The sequence below is a fragment of the Paenibacillus pectinilyticus genome (genome assembly GCF_001700435.1).
Taxonomy (GTDB): domain Bacteria; phylum Bacillota; class Bacilli; order Paenibacillales; family NBRC-103111; genus Paenibacillus_E; species Paenibacillus_E pectinilyticus.
The window spans coordinates 234,909-256,118 of the sequence record NZ_LYPC01000028.1; the positions used below are offsets into that span (position 1 = coordinate 234,909).

The following is a 21,210-nucleotide window of genomic DNA, read 5'->3' on the forward strand; positions in this document are numbered from 1 at the left end:
TGTCCTCCTTATCCATTTATTTTCCATGCATGATCTGTGAAATAATAGAAAAAATTCAAACCATTCTCTACCGATGTACCTATATCATCAGCATGAGAATGCGCATCAAAGTTATGTTTTACATCATTCGTTAGGTGGGTGAATCCATCTGCTTGATAAGATAAATATAAGAGAACATCACGATCTGCGTTTATAATTAATGTTTTTGAATAACTCTTCGTGTGAAGCAGATTCTTAAGCTGCCAATGCTCAAATCGTTCTTTATACACGTGTAAATCTGCATACACCGGCTCAATCCCAACTATCGTTTTAGTAAGGTATCGACTAGCCTTTATCGCTTTTTTTATATCCTTAGAACGTATATGCAAGTAATGAAAATTAAACATAACTAAGTCTAGATCGAATTCACCAATCATGTACCAACTCTTAATTTCTTCTCTTGCCATAGCTGGCGTATCTTCATTTAACCGTGGTCTGGGCACATAGTACATGACGTTGTTCTCTTTATATTGGGCAGCAATCAGCATCAAGTCTCTCATAAAAGCAAAGCCTTCCGCATTCGCAAGCACGCTGCGCGATTCAATGACCGGCTCAGCGAACCATAGGTGGTACGGTACGTTAATCGGCTCTAATACCGTAATTGCTTTACCTTTCATTTGTATTTCATATTTTGAAAACTTCATAAGCCACCAAATTCCTATTCAACTTAACCTCATTTATAATCGTACCATATATTGGAATTAAACGAATAAGGACAGATTTAGTAAAATAAACTTTTCCTCATTTAGCTCACCCCATCCTCACCGCCAACAACCTCACCGCAATCTCCTCCAACCTCTCCCTGACCAAAATCACATCTGCATACCTCGCAGGAATCTGCTCATAGCCATAATAAATGCCGGCCAAACCACCGGCAATAGCACCAATTGTGTCGGAATCTCCACCTAAATTGGCTGCTCTTTGGACAACTTCACTAAAATCGGAAGCTTCCAGCAAAATGTAAAGCACCCACCGAAACGTATGCACCACGAATCCACTGGGTTCGCAATTTGGCTCGGACGAAAGTATACTTTCGTACTCTGTTCCTACCAGCTCCTGCTGGATCACCTCTTTCATGTCTTCCCCCTGAAGTAATCGAAACGCGATGCGATTGTAGAGTATACAAGCTTCACTACATCGTTCATCATAATGAGTCATCTTTGATTGCATATGGGAGATACGCGCGATCTCCTCCATTTCCCTGTACGCCAACGCCACTGGCAGGCAGCGCATCAATGAGCCATTACCACCACTCTGACCCCAATCCAGATCCGTTAGGTAAGCAGCCTCGAACCAATTCCCCTCATAATTTTCAAAAGTATGCCTGATCGTATTGCCAATATCTTTGGGTCTGGATTGATACCAATTCATAAAGTGAACGCCGATGGCATCGACTGGTTCCTTTGGATTGTCCAATATCCCCTCCGCTACGCACAACGTCATCATTGTGTCATCTGTCACTTCTCCAGGTTCTAGTCGCCAGACGCCGCCGCCAACAATTTCAATCAAATACCCGTATCTCGCCTTGATTTCAGGGACACTCATAAATTCGGTCGTTCCGCCTAAGGCATCCCCGATCGCAACGCCATACAGCCCGCCTCTGATTCTCCCCAACAAGTTGTTATCCATCATCCGCTTACTCCTTCCTACTATTTGTCAGAGGTGTCATGAAACATTCACTCAAGCTACGATATTTATGAACCTGTTTCAAAATCTGACTTACCCTCTCAGCTCGCGCTTCAAGATCCCCGTTTACCATGAAATAAGGGATTTGCCTCACTTTTAGATCTGCAATAATTTGTTTCTGGAACACCAATCTCTGCACCTCGCCTGAGCGATCCCACGTGTCCGCATAAGGAATATCCGTATCGCATACCAAAACAAGATCATACCGTGACGCGGCATCCACCGCCATTTGAGTCAATCGGGGCGTCGCCGCGCCATGATAATAAAGTGAGAACATATACGTCGTAATCGCATTCGTATCTACAAAGAGAACATCGCGCGCTTCCTGAACAAGCAGCTCTTCTCTTTCCAAATGCCCCTCAGCAATCTCCTCGAGCTGTTCCAATGACAACCTTCGGTCCACTTGGTGCTTCTCCCAATATTCCCGGCCATATTCGGCCATCCAAACTGTGTTTTCACGCTTCGCCATCTGGGCGCATAGGGTTGATTTCCCCGTCGACGGGGCACCAAGAAACACGACTTTCGTAATCATATACCTATACACAACAGGACTCAGGAACCTCCTATTCTCAAAAGGCTGCTGCCTCACTTGCGTACCCGACACTGGAAATGTGTGTCGATCAGGATCGACCTGCCGATTCACGGCTCCCAATGCCGCACTCATATGCTCCCCATAAAACTCGCTGGAATAGAAATGCGTGACCTCCCGTCCCTGTAACTTCTGCAACATATATTGTTCATGCACGTGCTTAATTTCAGGCGTATCCCCGATTTCCACGGGACCGTCCCACGCTTCAATCACCTGCACTTGCGGATAAAGCGTCCGAATCCAGTTCGACCGAACAGTCAACGGAATATCCGTTGTTTCAGGACAATCGTAGATAACCACGATGACTTCGTCCATCTCCTGAATCGCTGTCTCTATCATGAATTGATGACCCGCATGCAGCGGCGCAAATTTCCCAAGTGTCAGGCCTGTTTTGTGTTCGGACATATGAGTTCCCTCCGTTCTACGATACGTAACTCCCGCTTCCATCCGATATATCCAGCGATGGCGATAAATAAGAAAATAAGGTATAAGAACGCTACCGCATACAGATCTTTGTAGGCATACATGGCGATCGACATGACATCAACAGCAATCCAAATGAGCCAATTCTCCATCACTTTGGACGAAAGCAAATACTGAGCAATGATGCTTAGCGTGGCAATTAACGCGTCTGCATAAGGAATAGATGCATCTGTATATGTTTTTAGAACAAATCCCCAAAGGAGTGTTACCGCTATGAAAATGATGCTTAACACAACCGTCTGCCGGGATGTGATTTGGCGAGTGGGACGAACCTGAGCGCCTCCTCTTTTGGTCAACCAGATGATCCACCCGTACACGCTCAGGATGAAGAAGATTACCTGCAGCATCATATCCGCATACAGTTTGGCTTCCCCAAACATCACGAAGAAACAGCCGACATTGACCAATCCTACCGGCCAAGACCACATGTTTTCCTTTGCAGTCAGCCATACGCACAATAAACCTGTCGTCGTCGCAACCATTTCAATCACCGTGGATGACGTGTAGATAGCAATCGCAACCATACACACAAGTAAAACTAGCAATGAGCCTAACTTTTTCATACCTACTCCTCCTTCTGCCAAATGCACTTACTCAACCATTCATATATTCAATATGACATTATCAATAGTTAAAAGAGAAGCGCCTAGCTGTAAATCGACAGCTGAGGCGTCAGCTCGGTAAAACGGTATAACTGCGCAGCCCGTTGCGAGTAACGGTTCGAGAGCTTGGGCTCCCCATTCCGGTCTAGGACTTCTTCAATAATCCCTTGACGACTCTGGGTGGAAGTAATTTTGCGTATAAAATTCTTCTCCTCGAAACTCGGCACCACCGTCTGTATCACTTGATACAACTCGCTGATCGTGAATTCCTCTGGCAAAAATTCCTTCGCAATCGTCGTCGTGAGCATCTGTTCACGCACGCGCTGCAACGCATCGTTCAAAATCTCTCGATGATCAAAGGCCAACTCTAACGCTAGAGCCTCCTCAATCGTAAACAAGCGAACATCCGATGCATCCGTGTCGGCACGTCTTTCAACCAGCAGCCTCTCGTGAACCAGCGCGGTAAAAGCATGTGATATGATCCACCCTCTCGGGTCACGACCTGGAGTGCTGTATACGTTGAGATAGGTCATATGAATATCCGCAACGCCAGTCTCCTCTTGCAGCTCCCTCAATGCACAGTCATACATGCTTTCCGTCTCTCGGCAAAATCCACCAGGCAACGCCCACTGTCCATCATATGGCCATTGTTTCCTTTGAACTAAGAGGACTTGCAGTTCTCGGATGGGCAGAGCCTTCTTGGTTGTATGCTTTTCCGTCGTGGTGATGGTGAAAATAACAATATCACTGGGAGCACCGTCTGGCGTCCGATATTTACGAGATGTATAGGTTGATTCATTTTCGTTGATATCCATTGTGCCACCCGCTCATTTTTATTGTCGTTTTGATATTCTCATTATTACATATTTAAATGTATTGTCAAGTGATTTACTCGCCCATTTTAGCTTCCAAACTGCTGATCGACGCTGCACGAACATCACTAACTGGAAAACCTCCCGTTATTTTTCTGATTTCAGCTGGATTTAGACAAATAACTGGAATTTAGGTAGGTAATTTTTGAGTTTCTACTGATTCTGGAGCAAACATGAGGAAATAACTGTAGGTTTTCCAGGTATTTCTTCAAAATCGGGAATTCGCGCGAATTTACCTGTATGTTTTCCAGTTATTCTGTGAGTTGGATTCAGAAATGAATAAAAAAAGCACCCTCATTCCCCAGAAGGAAGAAGGTGCCCATCTTTATGCTTTTTGACTCATCCCTATGCTTTACGCTTGGTCAAACAGTCTGAAAATGATCGTCGCAGCTTGCGCACGTGTCGCATTGCCTTGCGGCGCGAAGCTTCCATCGGACAAGCCGTCAATGATACCGGCAGTTTGGATGGACTCAACTGCCGCTCTTGCAAATGCAGCGATCTGAGCTTGATCCGTGAAAGACACGTGTTTGCCATTGCTAGCTAACGTCAATTTCAATTGCGTGCTAGCACGGTAGATCATAACCGCCATTTCTTCACGCGTAATACGGTCATTAATACCGAAAGTACCGTCTTCTTTTCCATTGACGATGCCTAGCTTTTGGGCGCTGGCGACAGCGCTCGTGTACCACTCACCTTTTTTCACATCCGTGAACGTAGCGCTTGCAGCTGTTTCATCCGTGAGATCAAAGGTGTTCATTAACATTTTAATAAACTCTGCTCGAGTTACATTGCCAGTTGGGTTGAATACCCCAGGGCCCGAACCATTAATTGCTCCTCTGGCAGCCAGCGCGTTAATGCTATCCTCCGCCCACGCTGTTGCTGATGTATCTGAGAAGGATCCTTTGACATAAGCCGCTGTATATTTGCTAAAATGCTTCGCTTTAAACTCCACTTTGCCAGTTGCTGGATTGTACTTGCCGTTCTTCACAACCTCCAGCTTACCTGTATCATCGATGTAGTAAATAACAATGCTGTTCGGCTTGTCACCTGGTTGCAGCTTATACGGAATGCCTACTGTGACTTCATTTCCTGTAAAGCTGCTAATGGCATGGCCATCCACTGTTAAGCTGAAATTGTACACAGGATTGCCGTTCAACTGCGACTGCACGTCAACTGGCAAGCTGGTTGTGTTTACGGCTTCTACAGACAATTGAATGGTCGACGTATTCGTCCCGCCATGGTTACTGATCAAGGATGGATTCAACGTGACTGTTGCAAAGCTTGTTTCCAACTGAATCGATTTCACCTTACCATCTGCCAAAATCGACTGTGCCGGAATATCGACTTTCACTTGCTTCGTATCACTGGTCGTGTTCACAGCGATGACAAGCGTAGAGTTCTTCATCTGAGCAATGGCAGCTTGGATATCCTCTGTCTTCAAAATTGCTGCTGCCAGTCCATTTGCATCTGTTTTCGGTTCTACGGTAATTGTATCCGAAGCCGTTGCAGGTGGTGTTACCGCACCAGTACCCGTACCTGGATTGTTTCCTTGATCTGGATTGGAACCGCCATTGCCCGGTTGTGTTGCTGCATTCACGGTGAGATTAGCCTCAGCTTCGTAGCCGCTGCCTGTCGTCACTTGAATGAGCGCTTGCCCCGCAGCGACAGCTGTAACTTTCCCTGCTCCATCAACGGTTGCCACGCTAGGATTCGTAGACACCCAAGTTAAATCATCTGTACGGATGCTTTCCGGCCAGAAGTAAACCGTCAGCGTCGCATTCTCACCTGCTGTTAAAGTAAGCTTGCTCTGATTTAGGGAGATCCCTGGCGTGAGCGTAAAGAACGTTACAAAGCTATCTGTCATGCCATCTTTCGTTGCAATCGCACGCACAACCATATCAGAAGTCACTTTAATAGGTGCTGTGTACGTTGCACTGTCTTTGGTTGGTAGCGAACCATCCGTTGTAAAATGAATAGCTGCTCCGTCATTCACTGTCGTTAGGGTAAGCATTTTCGCACCGGAATCCGTTGTGACTGCGATGAACCCAGGGGCACTTGCCTTTTGAACAATCACATCTGGCGTGCCTGGCTCTAATGAGAAGGCGTCGAAGTTAAAGCCGTTGCCATTGTCCACAATGCGTAAGGTTTGAACACCTGCATCGAGTAGAACCACAACTGAAGCTTCCTTGTAAGTGCCCCAATCTCCCGTGGATGGTAACGATGCTGTGCCTTTCGTGACGCCGCCAGTCACAACGGATGCTGAAACACCGCTTTGCGTCGTAGCATATTTGATACGAACCTTGTAATAGCCGGCCTGCGGTACATTAATTGGATAATCGAACGTAGAACCCGCTACTGTGTAGCCTAAATTGTTAACCGTCGTTCCGTATTGGATCACTTGCTGGCCTGCGGCTGCATAGCTCTCGGCTTCCTGACGAACCACACCGTCGCTTCCTGCAACTTGTGTAGTAATCGATTCGAAGCCGATTTCTTTCAGATCGAACGCGCCCAAGCTGCCTTGAACACGCAGGGTCTGTTCGCCTGCTGACAGATTCACAGCAAGACGTGCACCAACTACGCTTGTTGAGTTAGAAAGCGATGGAATCACATACGAACCTAGCGTTTCGCCGTTACCATTCAGCAGCAGGAATCCGCCGCCAGTTGGGGAAACGACTTTTAAGGTCACGGCATATTTACCTGCAGTCGGTACATTGATTTTGAAATCCGCCCAATCATTTGCCCCAAAGCCAGTCAGCTTCGCATTCGCTGTATCTGGGCTCGTGACGTTTACGCCGTTTAATTTATTGTAATCATTCGCCGTAATCGGCCCTGGTACAATACTTGTTGCAGTTGGTTTATGCTCCGTTCCAAGCAGCAATAATTTGCTAGTCAGCGTCTGACTTGGCTTGCCTTCGGAGTATGCTGATGCCGTTACCGTAACTGTTGTATCCGTGTAGTACGGTTTCGTGCTGTCCCACACAAGAGGAGCTGTCACTTGCATCGGGTTGACCCAAGTGAGCGCACCCAATGTCACACCGAGGCTCGCTGCCTCATTGCCAAGCGCGACGTTCGTCAAATACGTTTGGCCCGTCACCGTTACAGCAACCGTCTGTTGATTCACATTATAAAGTAGTGTGGATGGCAACACCGTGATGGCTGCTGGCGCCTGATTAGACACCTGCAGACGGTTCCACTTATACGTAACGACGGACTTCGATGGAATTTGTGCCGCGATTTGCGTCCCATCGCTTACGAGTTTGAATGTTTGCGTTGTATTCGTTTGATTGATTACTACGGATACAATCGTTTGCTTATCTGGACTCATAAAGGAGACGTTCGTAACATTATCCTTCGAACCATAATCACTGTCGATACGAATATAATCTGGTCTTACGAACTTCGAGAAGTTACCTAGCATGTAATATTCAGGTGTCAGCCAATATTGATCACGAGCACCGGAATCCTTGATGACCATCGTAGGATCAGGCGTTCCTGGCCATTGATGTGTCGCGATATCACTGTCGAGCATAATGACCCATGAATTGTAGCTTTTCGCCCAATTACGGAAATACTGTGCGATGCGGTCCGCTCCGGTTGTTCCCCATACGGCGCGTTCCGTTAAATAAATATTCTCATTCGGATAGAGATCATGAATTTGCGACATCATGGAGGGGTCGCCGCCATAATCGTGGAAGGCAGTTCCATCCACATCTTCACGTACAACAGGGTCTGATAGCATCGGTGCAGGGTAGCTCATGCCATCGCTAAAATTGTGATCGAAGATCCAAATTTTCACGTCTAGATTGGCTTCTGCCAACTTCTGATGCATCAGCTTCACAAGTGCTGCTTCTTGCTGCCATGGCATGCGTGTACTTGGGTAAGCACCCTCGAACAACGGCTCATTTTGCAGCGTCATCGCTGAGATGTTAATGCCTTGCGCTTTGTAAGCCTGCAAATATTTTACATAATAATCCGCTAGAATCGGAAGATACTCGTCTTTTACGGAACCTCTGATCAAACTGTCGTTCGTCTTCATCCAAGCTGGAGGACTCCATGGGGAAGCAAAGAACTTCATATCTGGTTTGATCGCGATCATTTTTTTCAGTACAGGAATGATGTTATAATCAATATCCTTTTGAATCGAGAAATGCGTTAAATTAGGATCTGTCTGACCTGCTGGCATGTCGTCGTACGTGTAGAACTCACGGGAAGTAAAGTCCGCTGTACCTATCGTCAAACGGCTCATACTCATGCCGATGCCATCTGTTGTGCTCGCCAGTTTAGTCAGCAGTTCATTCTGCTTCGCATCCGACATTTTCGCCATATTAAAGATCGTCGATTCTTCCATGGAAGAACCCATACCTGTCATCGTTTGGTATTCCTTCGACGGATTGATATTGATCGTTGTTGCGTTAGCATCCGTACCCACACTCGTCAAATCCAAATTCGCCTGCGGTGTCAATTGCTTAGCCTCATCGCCAGGCTGCCATTGCGGTGCATAGTACCACAACTGACTTTGGCTGCTGCGCTCACTGGATAGCCAGCTTTGCACAGCACCTGCTCCGCCTGCTACCGGTGTTTGCGGAGCAATAGGGGCGCCACCGTTCGCTGGTGCAGCGGCAGGCTTGAAGCCCGTGGAACCGAACCAGTTGAAGTTTATCCCTCCACTTGTAAATTGCAGCTTGATCTTCTGGATGCCCGCTGTCAGCGCTACGCCATGTACCGTTGCCGTTTTCCACGTTTGCCAGCCACCCGTATAACCAACTCCAGTGAGCTGCCCTAACACATGCGCATTGGCATCTAGAATTTGCAAGCCCGAATTCGTAATGGTAGCTGAGCCACCTGCATAGCGGAAATCGATATCATACGTTCCCGCAGTCGGCACTTCAACGTAATACTCCAACCAAGCTCCCGTATCGGTATAGCCGATATCCTTGCCTCCACCAATATCCGACGTGTTCTCGGACTGCAGGCCGCTTGATTTCGCTGAATAATTCTCCGCTTCAACCTTGATATACGGATTAGGTAACCCTGGTTTATCAGGCATTACTGGAAGTACAGGCGTTTCCTGCGTCTTCGTTAAGCCATATCCATAGTTAAACAAAACGTATTTCGGATCCAAATTGGATTGCCCAGCAACTGGATTCGTGTACGCCTCCGTGTAGAACGGCCAACGCACAGGAAGTGTGCCTGTGAAGTCTTTATTGCCGAAAAGCACATCTGCTACGCCTTCGCCTTCCGTTCCTGGCAGCCAAGCCTCTACGAGCCCTGCCCAGTCATTCAAACGGTCACCGATCATGAGCGGTCGCCCCGAAACAAGAACGACAATTGTCGGTACGCCAGAAGCTTTGACATTATCTAGTGTGGCTTGATCTTCCGCATCCAGCTTCAGATTGTTTAAAGCATCACCATTTGTTTCGGCGTATGGCGTTTCGCCAACGAAGACAATCGCCACATCATTCCCAGCCGCGCCACGACCATGTTTGTTATAGGTAACGGCCTTCGAGCCGCCAACTTTCTGCTTAATGCCTTGCAGAATGGTTGTGCCCGTTGTGATTTTCCCTGCTCCACCCTGCCAAGTAATGGACCAGCCACCGGATTGCAGACCGATATCATCCGCGCTCTTGCCCGCTACGAATATTTTACCCATACCGGAGAGCTGCGACATGATGGGAGAGCCATTCACTTTGCTGTTTTTTAGCAAAACAAGGGACTCACTTACCGCCTTGCTAGCCAAGGCGCGGTGCTCTGCAGACCCAAACTTGGATGCTAGCGTGCTGTCTGTCATAGGGTGTTCAAATACACCTGACTCGAACTTGACACGCAGAATGCGAGTTACTGCATCATCAATGCGTGCTTGCGAAATACTGTTGTCTGCGACTAGCGCTTTGAGATTCGTAATGGTTGCTTTCCAATCCGTAGGCATCATCATCATATCGACGCCAGCGTTTACGGCAACTTTGATTTGATCCTTCAAGCCGCTTACCGCAACGCCATTCCAGTCCTTCGTAATCTGTTGAACGGCATTATAGTCAGAAATTACGAACCCTGTAAAGCCTAATTGGCCTTGTCCTGTTCCCTTTAACGCGTCCGTCAATAACCGCTGGTTAGCATGCATCTTTAGTCCTTGAATACTGCTATATGAAGCCATTACAGTACGTGCGCCAGCTTCGATGGCTGCCTTATAAATAGGCAGATCCAGCTGTATAACCTCCGCCTCTGTCATTCCTGTGACATTGCCTTGGTTCACGCCGCCTTCAGTCAAACCTTCACCAAAGAAGTGCTTCGCCGTACCTACAACACGATTCGTATTCTTCAGGTCATCAATCGTTTCCCCTTGAAAACCTTTGATGAAAGCCGCACCCATGTCAGCAACGACCTGTTGATTATCGCTAAATCCTTCGTATGTGCGTCCCCATAAAATATTTTGCGGATCCGCCAGCGTTGGCGCGAACGCCCAGTTCGTTCCTGCCGCTTTGGTCTCTTGCGCTGCGGCAGCCCCGATCTGCTCCACTAGCGCGGCGTCGCGCGTTGCGCCTAGACCAATGTTGTGCGGGAATAGCGTCGCACCCAATAAATTGCTGTTTCCGTGGATCGCGTCAACCCCGTACAAAATCGGAATACCGAGCCGCGTAGAAAGCGCACCCGTTTGGTAGGAATCTACAAGCGAAGCCCATTTGTCCCGCGTATCATCCGCTTGATTGCCATTCGGGAATGAACCCCCTCCGCTTAGTACAGAGCCTAGATAATAATTCTGTACATCTAATGGCGTCACATTCGCCCGCTCGGCTTGCACCATCTGGCCTATTTTTTCGTCCAGCGACATCCGCGACAGTAAATCTGCAACGCGGGCTTCTACTTGCTTCGAGCTATCCCAGTACGCAGCAAGGCTTGTTGCAACAGGCGTTGTTTGCGTCGTGTCGGCCAGGACCGACTGTATATTCGCTTGACCCACTAACATGGTGCCGATCATCAGTGTGACAGCGGAACGTGATGTAAATCGTTTCCACATGAGATTATCCTCCTTATGCCTTTTCCTTCCATTTCGGAAGTGATAACGATTTCATTCTAATGAAATTTGACAGGGATTGTTAGATGCTGTTTTTTAGGTCATCTTGTACAAATTTCATCCTCGCACCTGTTTCTCACAGATGAGATTGTCTGTAAAATCGATACATCGGCATGAGAAAACAGCTCTATGTGGCATCGATAACATGGCAATAATCGCTTATTTGGCGGACTCTATCGCTGATTTCTCAGCAGCATCATCGATCGCTTCCGCAAGGTCCTCTGGAGCCAGATGACCTGCCTCCACATTCTGAATAGCGTCATAATACTTTTTTTGTGTATCTGGGGTGAACTTATCTTGTGCCGTTGTTCCGCTATACGACTTGGCATTCATAAAGATCTTCGTCAAGTCCTGCTGAATCGCCGTTTCCTTATCCGTACGGAATTGATCATAGGTTTGGGCTGGGAACGCAATCCCGTTCTGCCAGACTGCTTTCGTCCAGCCTTCTGGCCGGAACATCCACTTCAAGAAAGCAATCGCTTCTTGCTTGTGCTTGGAGGCCTTGGCAACCACATAACCTCCACCGAACCATGCGGTTAGATCGGTTGTCACTCCTTTTCCTCCGTCGATGGCAGGCAGGGGAATGGCCCCGATATTTCTCTTAACCTCGTCGGGAAAGTTGGCATCCGCCGCCATCCCCATTTCCCATTCTCCCATCATGAACATCGCTGCTTTGCCCTGTCCGAACATATTGCGTGCTGTGCCGTAATCGTTATTCAGAAAACCGGTGCCAAATGCGCCGGCTTTGATCCATTTTTGCATAGAAAGTCCCGCTGCAGTTGTGGCTGGTTCCTTAAAAGTCCCGGTTCGCTCCATCGCTTTATGGGAGATATCCCAGGTGCCAGAAGCTCGCTGCAGCATCGTATCAAACCAAATTCCCGCTGGCCAAGGGTCTTGTCCGTCCATGGCGATCGGTACGATCGCTTTTGCTTTCAGCACGTCGATGACATGCATCAGCTCAGCTTCGGTCCGAGGCGGCTGCAGGGCATGATCTGCGAAAATTTTCTTGTTGTAATACAGCACCCAGAAATCCGAGTTTCTAGGTACCCCATATAATTTCCCTGCCGAACTGAAGCCAGCGAGCGCTTCTGGAATAAAGCCTAGATCCTGAAAGTCACTCTGATTCAATTCAGCGATGGCTTGATTTTTGATCAGGGGCTGCATGAAACTCGCGTTTCCCCAAGCGCTGAAAATATCGGGCAAATGATTTGAAGCATTGTACACTTTAATTTTATCCTGAAACTGAGGGTCCGGAGAAAGCGTTTCCACTTTGATGCGAATATCCGGGTTCATCTGCATATACTGATCGATCAGATCCTGCTCCATTTTGCCCTGTCCCGCCGTGCGATCGGAGTTGTTGCTGAAAAAGGTCAGTGTTACTTGCTTCACAGCAGTCGTAGTCGACGTTGAATTGTCAGCCTGCCTATGCCCTTCACAAGCAGACAAGGATGTCGCTCCCAGAAGGATCACCAATCCAAGCGCTGCTTTTTTCGTCATTCGTATGTTCATCCATGCGCCCGCCTTTGTCTTACAGACATGTACTGTTCTCTGTACATATTTATCATGTCAGCCTTCCTTTTGTAAACTAGGATCCTCATCTCTCCTCTTTCACGCCGGTTTAAGCAAAATACCTTAAGTTTCCAAACATGATTCTTAAATCTTCTGTATTGCGCTACGTTGAGCCCAATCTATATAGTTAAGATATCTGAACTAAGAAGGGTATCTGACATGCTCACATTTCACTTCGTCTCAGACTGGTACTCTAACCTTCCGATTCGCAACAAGCTGTTGTTCTGGTTCGTCCCGCTGCTCGTCGCGATGATTTCATCGACAGGATACTACGCCTATACCACGGCCAGTGACGAGATCTTGGCTAAACTAAGCTTTGAACAAGATGGCATTGCCAAACAAGCCGTTGATCACTTGAATTCTATCGTGCAGGATGCTTTGGATATCTCTGACTACGTGTTCCTGACACCTGAAATTCAAGCGTTGCTTGCTAATTCGGATAATAAAGCGTACATCACCAATCGGAATGTCGTCGATTCCATTAACCGTCTGATGGTGACAAGGCCTTATTTTCAATTTTTGACCATCTATTCTTCCCACTTTCCAACAATTCAGCTTAATAATAAAGGGCTTTCCTCGGCCATACCGTTTGAAGAATTCCGTGATAAATTCCAATACGATGATATTTTAGCGAATCCCGTTATTGAGAATTGGCGAGTCGAGGTACCTAATCAAGGTCCGGTTATGTTTCACGGGGATTCGATGAATAAGCTGCTGCTGACTAAAGTTTTGAAAAATTATACGAACATGAATCCCGAAGGCGTCCTCATCCTAGGCATTGACGAGAAGGACATTCGCACCTCTTATTCCCCTGAGTTGGGGTCGACCGAAATCATCGTGTTTCGAGACGATGGCACCGTCTTATCGGACTCTCATGGGCAGTGGGTCGGGCAAAAGATGGATCAGCTCCCTTATTTCACGAGTCCGAACCAAAGACCCGATACGATCGATGCTGCCATGGATTCCTCGCAGTGGCTCTTCGCACATGTGCAATCGCCGCTAACCGGCTGGCATGTTCTCGTGCTGCAACCACGTGACACGATACTGAAGCAGCTCAATCGGATTAAATGGATTACCTCACTGCTTGTCTGCTTAGCACTCTTGCTAGGCCTGATTGTTTCATGGAGCGTAGCTGGCGTCATCACCAGACCTATGATGCGCATTCTCGCTTCCATGAAGAAGTTCCAGAAAGGCGACTTTGATCAGCATGTTCCCTTAACAGGTAAGGATGAGATTGGGCAGCTAAGCAACGGCTACAATACGATGGTTAAGCGAATTAAAGAACTGGTTCATGATGTCTATGCCTTCGAGCTTCGCCAGCACCAAGCTGAATTAAAAATTTTGCAGTCTCAAATTAATCCGCACTTTCTGTATAACACCTTGAATACCATCGCCTGGTCGGCCGAGAAAAATAAGGACACGCAGGTCGCCGAGATGATTTACTCGTTATCTAACATTTTCAAAATCAGCCTGAGTGAAGGAAATGACGTCATTCCTCTTGAGAAGGAGCTGCTGCTCGCCGAGCACTACTTATTTCTGCAGAAAATGCGATTTCCCGATAAGTTGGTTTACGAGTTTGATATTGCCCCAGAGCTTTCCCATTTCAAAATGCCCAAGCTGCTCATTCAACCTCTCGTAGAGAACGCGGTCGTACATGGGATAGAGCCCTTGACCGACGATATCGGTCATATTCATATCGGTGCCTATCTTCGCGTGGAAGGGCAAATAGTCGAGATTGAAATTATGGACAATGGGGTCGGCATTGCCCCAGATGATTATGACCGAATATTGGAGAAGTTCGCTTCTCAGAATCTTAGCGCACATACGGGCGAGAATTTCGCACTCATGAACATCATGAATCGGCTGCGTCTCTTCTATGGCGAGCAGGCCGATCTCGATATTCAAAGCAAACTGGGTTCAGGGACACGAATTAAGCTAACACTGCCCTATAGGAAGGAGTAATTCGATGTTACAACTGCTTATTGTGGAGGACGAACGAACCGTTCGGGAGGGTCTTGTCACGATGATTGATTGGCAATCCCTTGGTATTGAGATATGCGCTCATGTAGAAAACGGATTGAAAGCGATACCATTTCTGGAGTCCGGGAAAATTGATATTCTGTTAACCGACATTCGTATGCCCGCTTTAGATGGGTTCCAACTGATCGAAGAGGTGCAGCAGAGGCAATTGGAGATTGCCTGCGTCATTTTATCCGGCCATGATGATTTCAGCTACGCTCAGCAGGCTATGCGGCTTGGCGTCATTGACTTTCTCATCAAGCCTTGCTCACCTCGCGACATTATCTCCACCTTCCAATCCGTTGTGCAGCGCGTACATGATAAACAGCAATTCGCTGAAAACCTGACAAGGCTGCACGATCAGCTTCGCCTGAATAAAAGCATGGCGAAATCCCACATGTTGGACAAGTGGATGCTCGCTCCCAAATTGCCCAACGAGGACCGCAAAGCCTTAATGGAACAGGCACACGTATCCATACATCATGAGAATATCTTCATCGTTGCCGTCCTCCCTGACGGTAAATCAATTCGTGAGCTGAATTACGATTCGTCCGATATCGAAATGATTACTTTCGCGATTGGCAATATTGTTCAAGAAACACTTGAACAGGTGCTTGGGCAATCGGTTGAGATCATTACCAGGCAGCAAGAGGTGCTCGCTGTATGTAACGGTACCACTGCCGTGAATTGCGGCGAGTTGGCGAAGAGCTTGGCATTGATTCAGCAGAATCTAAGCCTGTATTTAAAGCTTTCCGTTAGCATTGGCGTCAGTGATGTGAAACCGACAATCGACTTGCTGGACGAGGCGTACCGGGAAGCGCAGGAAGCCTTGCAAATGCGCTTCTTTAAAGGCGCAGGCCAAGTCTATTTCTATCAAGAGGTCTCGGGGGTACCTGTTCAGGTACCCGAGACGCCTGCGCAGGATGACTCTGCTCAGCTCGAGCAGCTCATCATCCATCATGTTCGAACAGGACTGTTTGCCGAAGCATTGAACATTGCAGATAAATGGCTCGAATGCTTGCGAGAACCTCATCTGCACTCTCGTACCCAAATCAACATGCAAACCTACTCGCTGCTAACCGGACTATTGCACTTGGCAGATGAAACCTCTCATGAACACCACACCTTCTTGGAGGATGTGAAAAGTTTAACCACTGATATCGAACGGGTAGAGACCTTCGAGGAGCTATCTGCCATCGTGTCCAAGGTTCTCCAGCAAGTCGTTAAAGCCCTGAATCCGAACAAGACACCGAAGCGCAAAATCCAGCAGGCCATCGAGTATATCACCGACCATTACAATTCCCCCGGCCTTTCCTTAGCCAATGTTGCCAAGGAATTATTCGTCTCGGGGACGCATTTGTCTACCCTTTTCAAACAAGAACTCGGCATTAACTTCCTCGACTATGTGCACCAGTATCGCATCGAGAAGGCCAAAGCCATGCTCCAAACGAGCAATACGAAGATTCAGCTGATCGCCAAAGAAGTCGGCTATTTCGACGATCCCCATTTTACCCGTACCTTCAAAAAATGGGTTGGCATGCTGCCCTCGCAATATAAGAAGCAAATGGTGCAGGTGGATTTGTAAGATTTGAAAATCGTTGTTGCAATTCCATTAATTCCGAGTATAATACTAGGTATAACCATCGGAATGAGGTAAACGCCATGCTTACAACCGAGAAACTAGAGATTCGCTGGAAAGATGATTATCTGGATTTGTTAAATTACGCAAGACAAATCGGAGACGTTGAATGGCAGAACGAAATTATTCAGACGCTGACTAAGTCTACCCTATATATTCAACAATCCATGCTTGAACATAAAATAAGCCAGCTCTGGCAACGATTCGATGCCGTTAACAGGAAGATGCTCGAACTCTACAAGCAGCTGAGCGAAACGGACAATGCGTATGTCGCTTCTCAATTGATCGGGGAAGTCTGGGGATTGAAACAACAACGTGTAGAGATTGGTAAGCAATTAAAATCGACTACGTATAAATAGACATACAAAAAAATCCCGTATGCGGATTACCGCTCTACCGGACATCGGTTCATGCCTATTCGTCATTTCCATGCATGCAGCCATCTGCTCTGCAGAATTGCATTTAACAGTACGCATCAATTTGCAGATTGATATGTACAGATCTTAAGAATATTATAGGTTGAATCCAACGATAACCGTGTGTGTTTGATAACTCCTTGAATGAGGACGCTTCTTATACAGCGGTTTGTTTCATTTCACGCATCATGCCCATCATCATGGTCATCATTTCATCGCACGATTGCATTTTGGACATCATCATATCCATATCCATCATGTCCATCATTTCCATGCCTTGCATTTGATCCATCATCATTTTCATGTTGTTCATTTTGCACATCATTTCTTCCATGCACATGGACATCATCATCTTCATCGTCATCATCTTCATCGTCATCATTTCGTTCCACTCCTTTCTCGCTTCTATATTTGATTAGCAACAATTAGAAGATTAACCCATTTAGCAGATTTTATCAAGCATTATTTTGATAATAGGATTGCTTTTCAAATTATGATTGTGTTATGATTTAATATTTGTCAAATGCCGAGATGACCCCTTTGGTTGATGGTTTTAGTCGGGTTTAAGGATTGATATCCTTGCAAGCTCAAATAAAAAGCCGAGACAGCTACAAACTGTCGTCGGCTTAATTGATGAGTCAGCTGCGGTGGTGCAGCCAGGATGAATACAACGTAAACTATTGATTCGTTCTGAACTCTTGTGGATGCCGAAGCATCAGCTCTGGCACGGCATGCGCGCGCCCAGTCGCTTCCAGCCTTTTCACATACGCCGGTAGGTATCCCTTCGCATGGTGAGGGCCGCCCTCTTTCATTACGGTCCAGAGTGGATCCACCGTGAATGGCATGGATGCCATTCGTTCATCATGCCATTGCATCAAGTTATACACTGCTTGCTTACACACTTCTGGGTAGTCCGCTGCGACATCATGAAGCTCGTACGGATCTGTAGCCAGATCATACAGCATTTCTTTATGGAACAGATGGTAACCGTCATGATACGTACGGGTATACAACCAGTTGCCGAATCTTACGGAGCGTTGGCAGACATGCGCCATTTGGGAAATAACAAGGTACGGTCTGCCCTCCGCGCTATCCTCACTAGCCCCTGTCAATGCATGTGCGTAGCTTTCACCGTCCCAGCTTCTTGGTGTTTCTCGATCGAGCAGATTGGCTAGTGTTGGCAGTAGATCCAGGTGGTAATGCAGTCCTTCCTGAACACCCGGTTCAATCTTCTCAGGCCAGCGAATCAACATCGGAATTCGACATGTACCCTGATCGGCCGTACCATGCTCGCCATAGATGCCCAGTTCCCCCATATTCTCGCCATGATCAGCGGTAATGATGACAATGAGATCATCCATGACGCCCTGCCGGCTAAGTTCTTCGAAGATGCTCCCTACATGCTCATCCATGTACCGCACACCGCAATCGTAGCCGTCAATCATCATTCGCATATCTTCCATATTCGTGATTTGTCCCGGATAACGTGGATACTTGGGATAGGTATCACTATTAAACATGTTGATCTCATTTACGCTGTGCGGACCGACCTTCAACTTATTGCTCTCGAGAAGCTCTTCCGTCATCCAAGCGGGAAGCGGCTCTTCCGCAAATGGATTGCCAAAAGAAGCGGGTGCTCGATAGGGCGTATGCGGGTCCCAGTAATTCACATACAAGAACCAATCATCTTGGCCTTCATTTCGCTGGATCCAATCCAAGACGGTAGGCGTCACTTCTTCCGCCGATTCCATACCACTCTCACCCGTATTGTACATTTCATTAAACCCGGCATAGAAATGCCATGCGGAATGCCGCTCGCCAAAAGGACTGATCAGCGCAGTGCGAAGACCGCTTTTCCGTAAAAATGCGGGCAAGCTCTCGTGTGCCAACTTGTCTTTAAAGTCACGATCTTCGCCTTCATGGCGAAGTGCCGCTGCCGTGCCGCCGTGCCCAACAACGCCATTTCGAATACCGAACTGACCGGTCATTAGCGCTGTTCGCGAAGGGAAACAAGGCGCATCCGATGTATAGTAGTTCGTAAACTGAGCACTTTCGGCGGCGATTTTATCAATATTCGGAGATGTGTTGCGATGGTAGCCATAGCAGCCAAGATGACGAGGATTCAATGAATCCAGATCAAGCAATAAAATGCGCATACAAAATCATCCTTTCGGTGTAAATCTTGTTCTCTAGGTGTTGTTATTGTTCATACAGTTCCAAATCATCCGCTACCCCGTACCCCGCAGCAGATGGGTTGTATACAAATACGCGCATCGTAGTCGTCGCAGCTCCTGTCGTGAAGGTAACCTCTGCCTGCGACCAACTCGTACTCGTTATTTGTGCTGCCACCTGCTGGGTACCGTCATACAGCTTCGCCCCAATCGATACCGTCTGCCCTGCAGCAGAGACTTTCGCGTATCCTCGAAGCTTATACGTGGTATTCGGTTTCACCGTAATCCACTGCTCAAAGGCTGAGTTCGGCACGACTTGGGCCGCTTTAGTCCCTGAGCGAACATCTGCTGCACTCGTGGTGATAGCCGCATTTCCCCAATGATACCAAGGGCTTTCCGAGGTACTTTCCCATCCCTGATTGCCAACAAGCTGCTGCAGCGGAGCGCCATTGTATGCCCCTCGATTCGAAGCCAATGAAGCCGAAACTGGATTGCCCCAATAATCCACGCCTCCGTTATTCGTCATAACGGCACCGTTGTTCAGAGCAGATGAACCAGACTTCAATTTATATCCGTTTACCCCATTTATACTTGTCCCACTACCTGGGTTCAGAAACTGCGGATTACTGGTTGTCATCATCGCATCAGGAATCGTTGCGTAGGCAGGCGTATTATTGCCGTAAAACACATTGCTGTCATACGTCCAAGTCGATTTACCAGCATAAGTACCTGTGCCCAGGTTGTAGAAAATATTGTTTTTGAACGCAGCCTGACCGTTGCCAGCCACCGCATTGCCATTGTTATTTATGAGCAGATTGTTCGCAATTCCGCTTCCTACATAAAACACATTATTGTAAAACTGCATATTCTGATAATTGCTACCACTACATACGGTAATCATCTGATAGCGGTCATTCTGACTGATGTTATAACGGAAAATCCCATCCGATACCGAACCGTTCGTTTCGTTTTGACAAATCAGCACAGTGCCGCCCTCGTTATCGTGGCTGTAATTATATTGGAAGATCAAGCCCTTTGTCCCATTGTCAAAATCAAAAGCCATGCCGTCCTTAATCGTTTTCCCGCCGGACACCTCATTGAATTGATAGACCGTGTAGTCGCCATTATACGTCCACATGCCTGCGTTATAGTCGACTTGCGCTTCGTTGAAGCCATTCACCTTGTTATGCTCGACCAATGCGCCTGTTGTAATATGAGGAACAATACCATCTCCACTAACGTGTTGGACTTCATTCCCGCGTATGATCACATTCGTATGCGGTGTCCAAGGGAGCGTAAGGTCTACAGTCCCACCTTGCTGCGCCCGATTGGACCATACGGAGTTGACCATGATACCTGTACGCGTCACATTTGCTATTTTGTTATTTTCAATCAGGATGCCGTCAAACTTGGTTACCCGATTAGGTGAACCATCGAGTTTACGTCGAACGACAACGTTAATGCCTGAACTGCCATTGACGGTTTTCTTATGGAGACCATTGATATCATGGATGTATAAATCATGCAATCGAATATCATGCAGCGTAGCTATATTCGTAATATCTGTCGTACTTCCGACCAGATAATCTTCGCCTATCACTTCAACCCCGCTGCGGACGGCCGTACCTTGTACAGCTGTTTGATTGGAAATCTCCAGATTTCCGATGTCCCAATGCTCCTGATTGTACAGCATGACCACATTCGTAGCGCCTTGCCCATCCAGATAGGGCTTGGGGCCAGTTCCATACTGATCAAGCACGATGGGGGCTGCCGAAGTACCTGAACCGAGTGGATGAAGAGTTCCTGACCATCTCTCACCTGCTTTGAGCAGAATGTGATCGCCAGGCTGAAACGTCATCGCATTAATGGCATTCAGCGTCTTCCAAGGTGACTGTATCGAAAGCCCGTCATTCCCATTATTGCCTGCTGTTGCATCCACATAGTACGTACTGTTATTCGCATGAGCCGAAACAGCGAAACCCATACAGGCCGCAGTAATTGCCAACGCATACAACCACGATTTATTCCCCATAAGAACCCTCCAATGAATGAGTGT

General features: G+C 47.3%; 13 protein-coding genes. 3 read left to right on the plus strand and 10 right to left on the minus strand.

Going from position 1 to position 21,210, the window contains the following annotated elements:
- Nucleotides 1-8: 8 nt before the first annotated feature.
- The 7 genes from A8709_RS28915 to A8709_RS28945 all read right to left on the minus strand — a co-directional run bounded on the left by A8709_RS28915 (nucleotide 9) and on the right by A8709_RS28945 (nucleotide 12,849).
- The gene (locus tag A8709_RS28915) at nucleotides 9-656 is read right to left on the minus strand and encodes a hypothetical protein (protein ID WP_141692694.1); all 648 of its coding nucleotides are present in this window, start codon (nucleotides 654-656) and stop codon (nucleotides 9-11) included.
- Between the two features lie 133 nt (nucleotides 657-789).
- Complete coding sequence (locus A8709_RS28920; protein ID WP_065858709.1) at nucleotides 790-1,668, minus strand: ADP-ribosylglycohydrolase family protein; 879 nt, start codon at nucleotides 1,666-1,668, stop codon at nucleotides 790-792.
- Between the two features lie 7 nt (nucleotides 1,669-1,675).
- Nucleotides 1,676-2,719, minus strand: a complete 1,044-nt coding sequence (locus tag A8709_RS28925) for an AAA family ATPase (protein ID WP_065857809.1) — start codon at nucleotides 2,717-2,719, stop codon at nucleotides 1,676-1,678.
- Entirely contained in the window at nucleotides 2,695-3,360 is a 666-nt protein-coding gene (gene pnuC / locus A8709_RS28930) for a nicotinamide riboside transporter PnuC (RefSeq protein ID WP_084225582.1), read from the minus strand. The genes A8709_RS28925 and pnuC overlap by 25 nt, the downstream gene beginning before the upstream one ends.
- Before the next feature lie 83 nt (nucleotides 3,361-3,443).
- The gene (locus tag A8709_RS28935) at nucleotides 3,444-4,214 is read right to left on the minus strand and encodes an NUDIX hydrolase (protein WP_065857811.1); all 771 of its coding nucleotides are present in this window, start codon (nucleotides 4,212-4,214) and stop codon (nucleotides 3,444-3,446) included.
- A 409-nt stretch (nucleotides 4,215-4,623) separates the two neighbouring features.
- Nucleotides 4,624-11,283, minus strand: coding sequence for a glycoside hydrolase family 3 N-terminal domain-containing protein (locus A8709_RS28940; protein WP_141692695.1), 6,660 nt, complete (start codon nucleotides 11,281-11,283; stop codon nucleotides 4,624-4,626).
- A gap of 216 nt (nucleotides 11,284-11,499) precedes the next feature.
- Entirely contained in the window at nucleotides 11,500-12,849 is a 1,350-nt protein-coding gene (locus tag A8709_RS28945) for an ABC transporter substrate-binding protein (protein ID WP_084225584.1), read from the minus strand.
- Nucleotides 12,850-13,068: 219 nt separating this feature from the next.
- Between A8709_RS28945 and A8709_RS28950 the strand changes: the two genes are divergently transcribed.
- From A8709_RS28950 to A8709_RS28960, 3 genes are all read left to right on the plus strand, one after another.
- The gene (locus A8709_RS28950; RefSeq protein WP_065857814.1) at nucleotides 13,069-14,871 is read left to right on the plus strand and encodes a cache domain-containing sensor histidine kinase; all 1,803 of its coding nucleotides are present in this window, start codon (nucleotides 13,069-13,071) and stop codon (nucleotides 14,869-14,871) included.
- 4 nt (nucleotides 14,872-14,875) lie between these two features.
- Nucleotides 14,876-16,513, plus strand: a complete 1,638-nt coding sequence (locus A8709_RS28955) for a response regulator (RefSeq protein ID WP_065857816.1) — start codon at nucleotides 14,876-14,878, stop codon at nucleotides 16,511-16,513.
- A 77-nt stretch (nucleotides 16,514-16,590) separates the two neighbouring features.
- Nucleotides 16,591-16,926, plus strand: a complete 336-nt coding sequence (locus A8709_RS28960) for a hypothetical protein (protein ID WP_065857818.1) — start codon at nucleotides 16,591-16,593, stop codon at nucleotides 16,924-16,926.
- 214 nt (nucleotides 16,927-17,140) lie between these two features.
- Here A8709_RS28960 and A8709_RS28965 read toward each other — a convergent pair whose 3' ends face one another.
- From A8709_RS28965 to A8709_RS28975, 3 genes are all read right to left on the minus strand, one after another.
- Nucleotides 17,141-17,365: a hypothetical protein gene (locus A8709_RS28965; RefSeq protein WP_208607766.1), complete on the minus strand. Its 225-nt coding sequence runs from the start codon at nucleotides 17,363-17,365 to the stop codon at nucleotides 17,141-17,143.
- Between the two features lie 295 nt (nucleotides 17,366-17,660).
- Complete coding sequence (locus A8709_RS28970) at nucleotides 17,661-19,139, minus strand: sulfatase family protein (protein ID WP_065857820.1); 1,479 nt, start codon at nucleotides 19,137-19,139, stop codon at nucleotides 17,661-17,663.
- A 43-nt stretch (nucleotides 19,140-19,182) separates the two neighbouring features.
- On the minus strand, nucleotides 19,183-21,186 hold the full coding sequence (locus A8709_RS28975) for a carbohydrate binding domain-containing protein (protein WP_065857822.1): 2,004 nt from the start codon (nucleotides 21,184-21,186) through the stop codon (nucleotides 19,183-19,185).
- Nucleotides 21,187-21,210: the final 24 nt, after the last annotated feature.

Excerpts from the sequence above, each read along its gene's own strand:
- A8709_RS28940 (WP_141692695.1), bottom strand. The coding sequence starts at position 11,283 with ATGTGGAAACGATTTACATCACGTTCCGCTGTCACACTGATGATCGGC.
- A8709_RS28950 (WP_065857814.1), top strand. The coding sequence starts at position 13,069 with ATGCTCACATTTCACTTCGTCTCAGACTGGTACTCTAACCTTCCGATT.
- A8709_RS28975 (WP_065857822.1), bottom strand. The coding sequence starts at position 21,186 with ATGGGGAATAAATCGTGGTTGTATGCGTTGGCAATTACTGCGGCCTGT.
- A8709_RS28945 (WP_084225584.1), bottom strand. The coding sequence starts at position 12,849 with ATGAACATACGAATGACGAAAAAAGCAGCGCTTGGATTGGTGATCCTT.
- A8709_RS28935 (WP_065857811.1), bottom strand. The coding sequence starts at position 4,214 with ATGGATATCAACGAAAATGAATCAACCTATACATCTCGTAAATATCGG.
- A8709_RS28925 (WP_065857809.1), bottom strand. The coding sequence starts at position 2,719 with ATGTCCGAACACAAAACAGGCCTGACACTTGGGAAATTTGCGCCGCTG.
- A8709_RS28960 (WP_065857818.1), top strand. The coding sequence starts at position 16,591 with ATGCTTACAACCGAGAAACTAGAGATTCGCTGGAAAGATGATTATCTG.
- A8709_RS28955 (WP_065857816.1), top strand. The coding sequence starts at position 14,876 with ATGTTACAACTGCTTATTGTGGAGGACGAACGAACCGTTCGGGAGGGT.
- A8709_RS28920 (WP_065858709.1), bottom strand. The coding sequence starts at position 1,668 with ATGGATAACAACTTGTTGGGGAGAATCAGAGGCGGGCTGTATGGCGTT.
- A8709_RS28915 (WP_141692694.1), bottom strand. The coding sequence starts at position 656 with ATGAAAGGTAAAGCAATTACGGTATTAGAGCCGATTAACGTACCGTAC.
- A8709_RS28970 (WP_065857820.1), bottom strand. The coding sequence starts at position 19,139 with ATGCGCATTTTATTGCTTGATCTGGATTCATTGAATCCTCGTCATCTT.
- pnuC (WP_084225582.1), bottom strand. The coding sequence starts at position 3,360 with ATGAAAAAGTTAGGCTCATTGCTAGTTTTACTTGTGTGTATGGTTGCG.
- A8709_RS28965 (WP_208607766.1), bottom strand. The coding sequence starts at position 17,365 with ATGATGACGATGAAGATGATGACGATGAAGATGATGATGTCCATGTGC.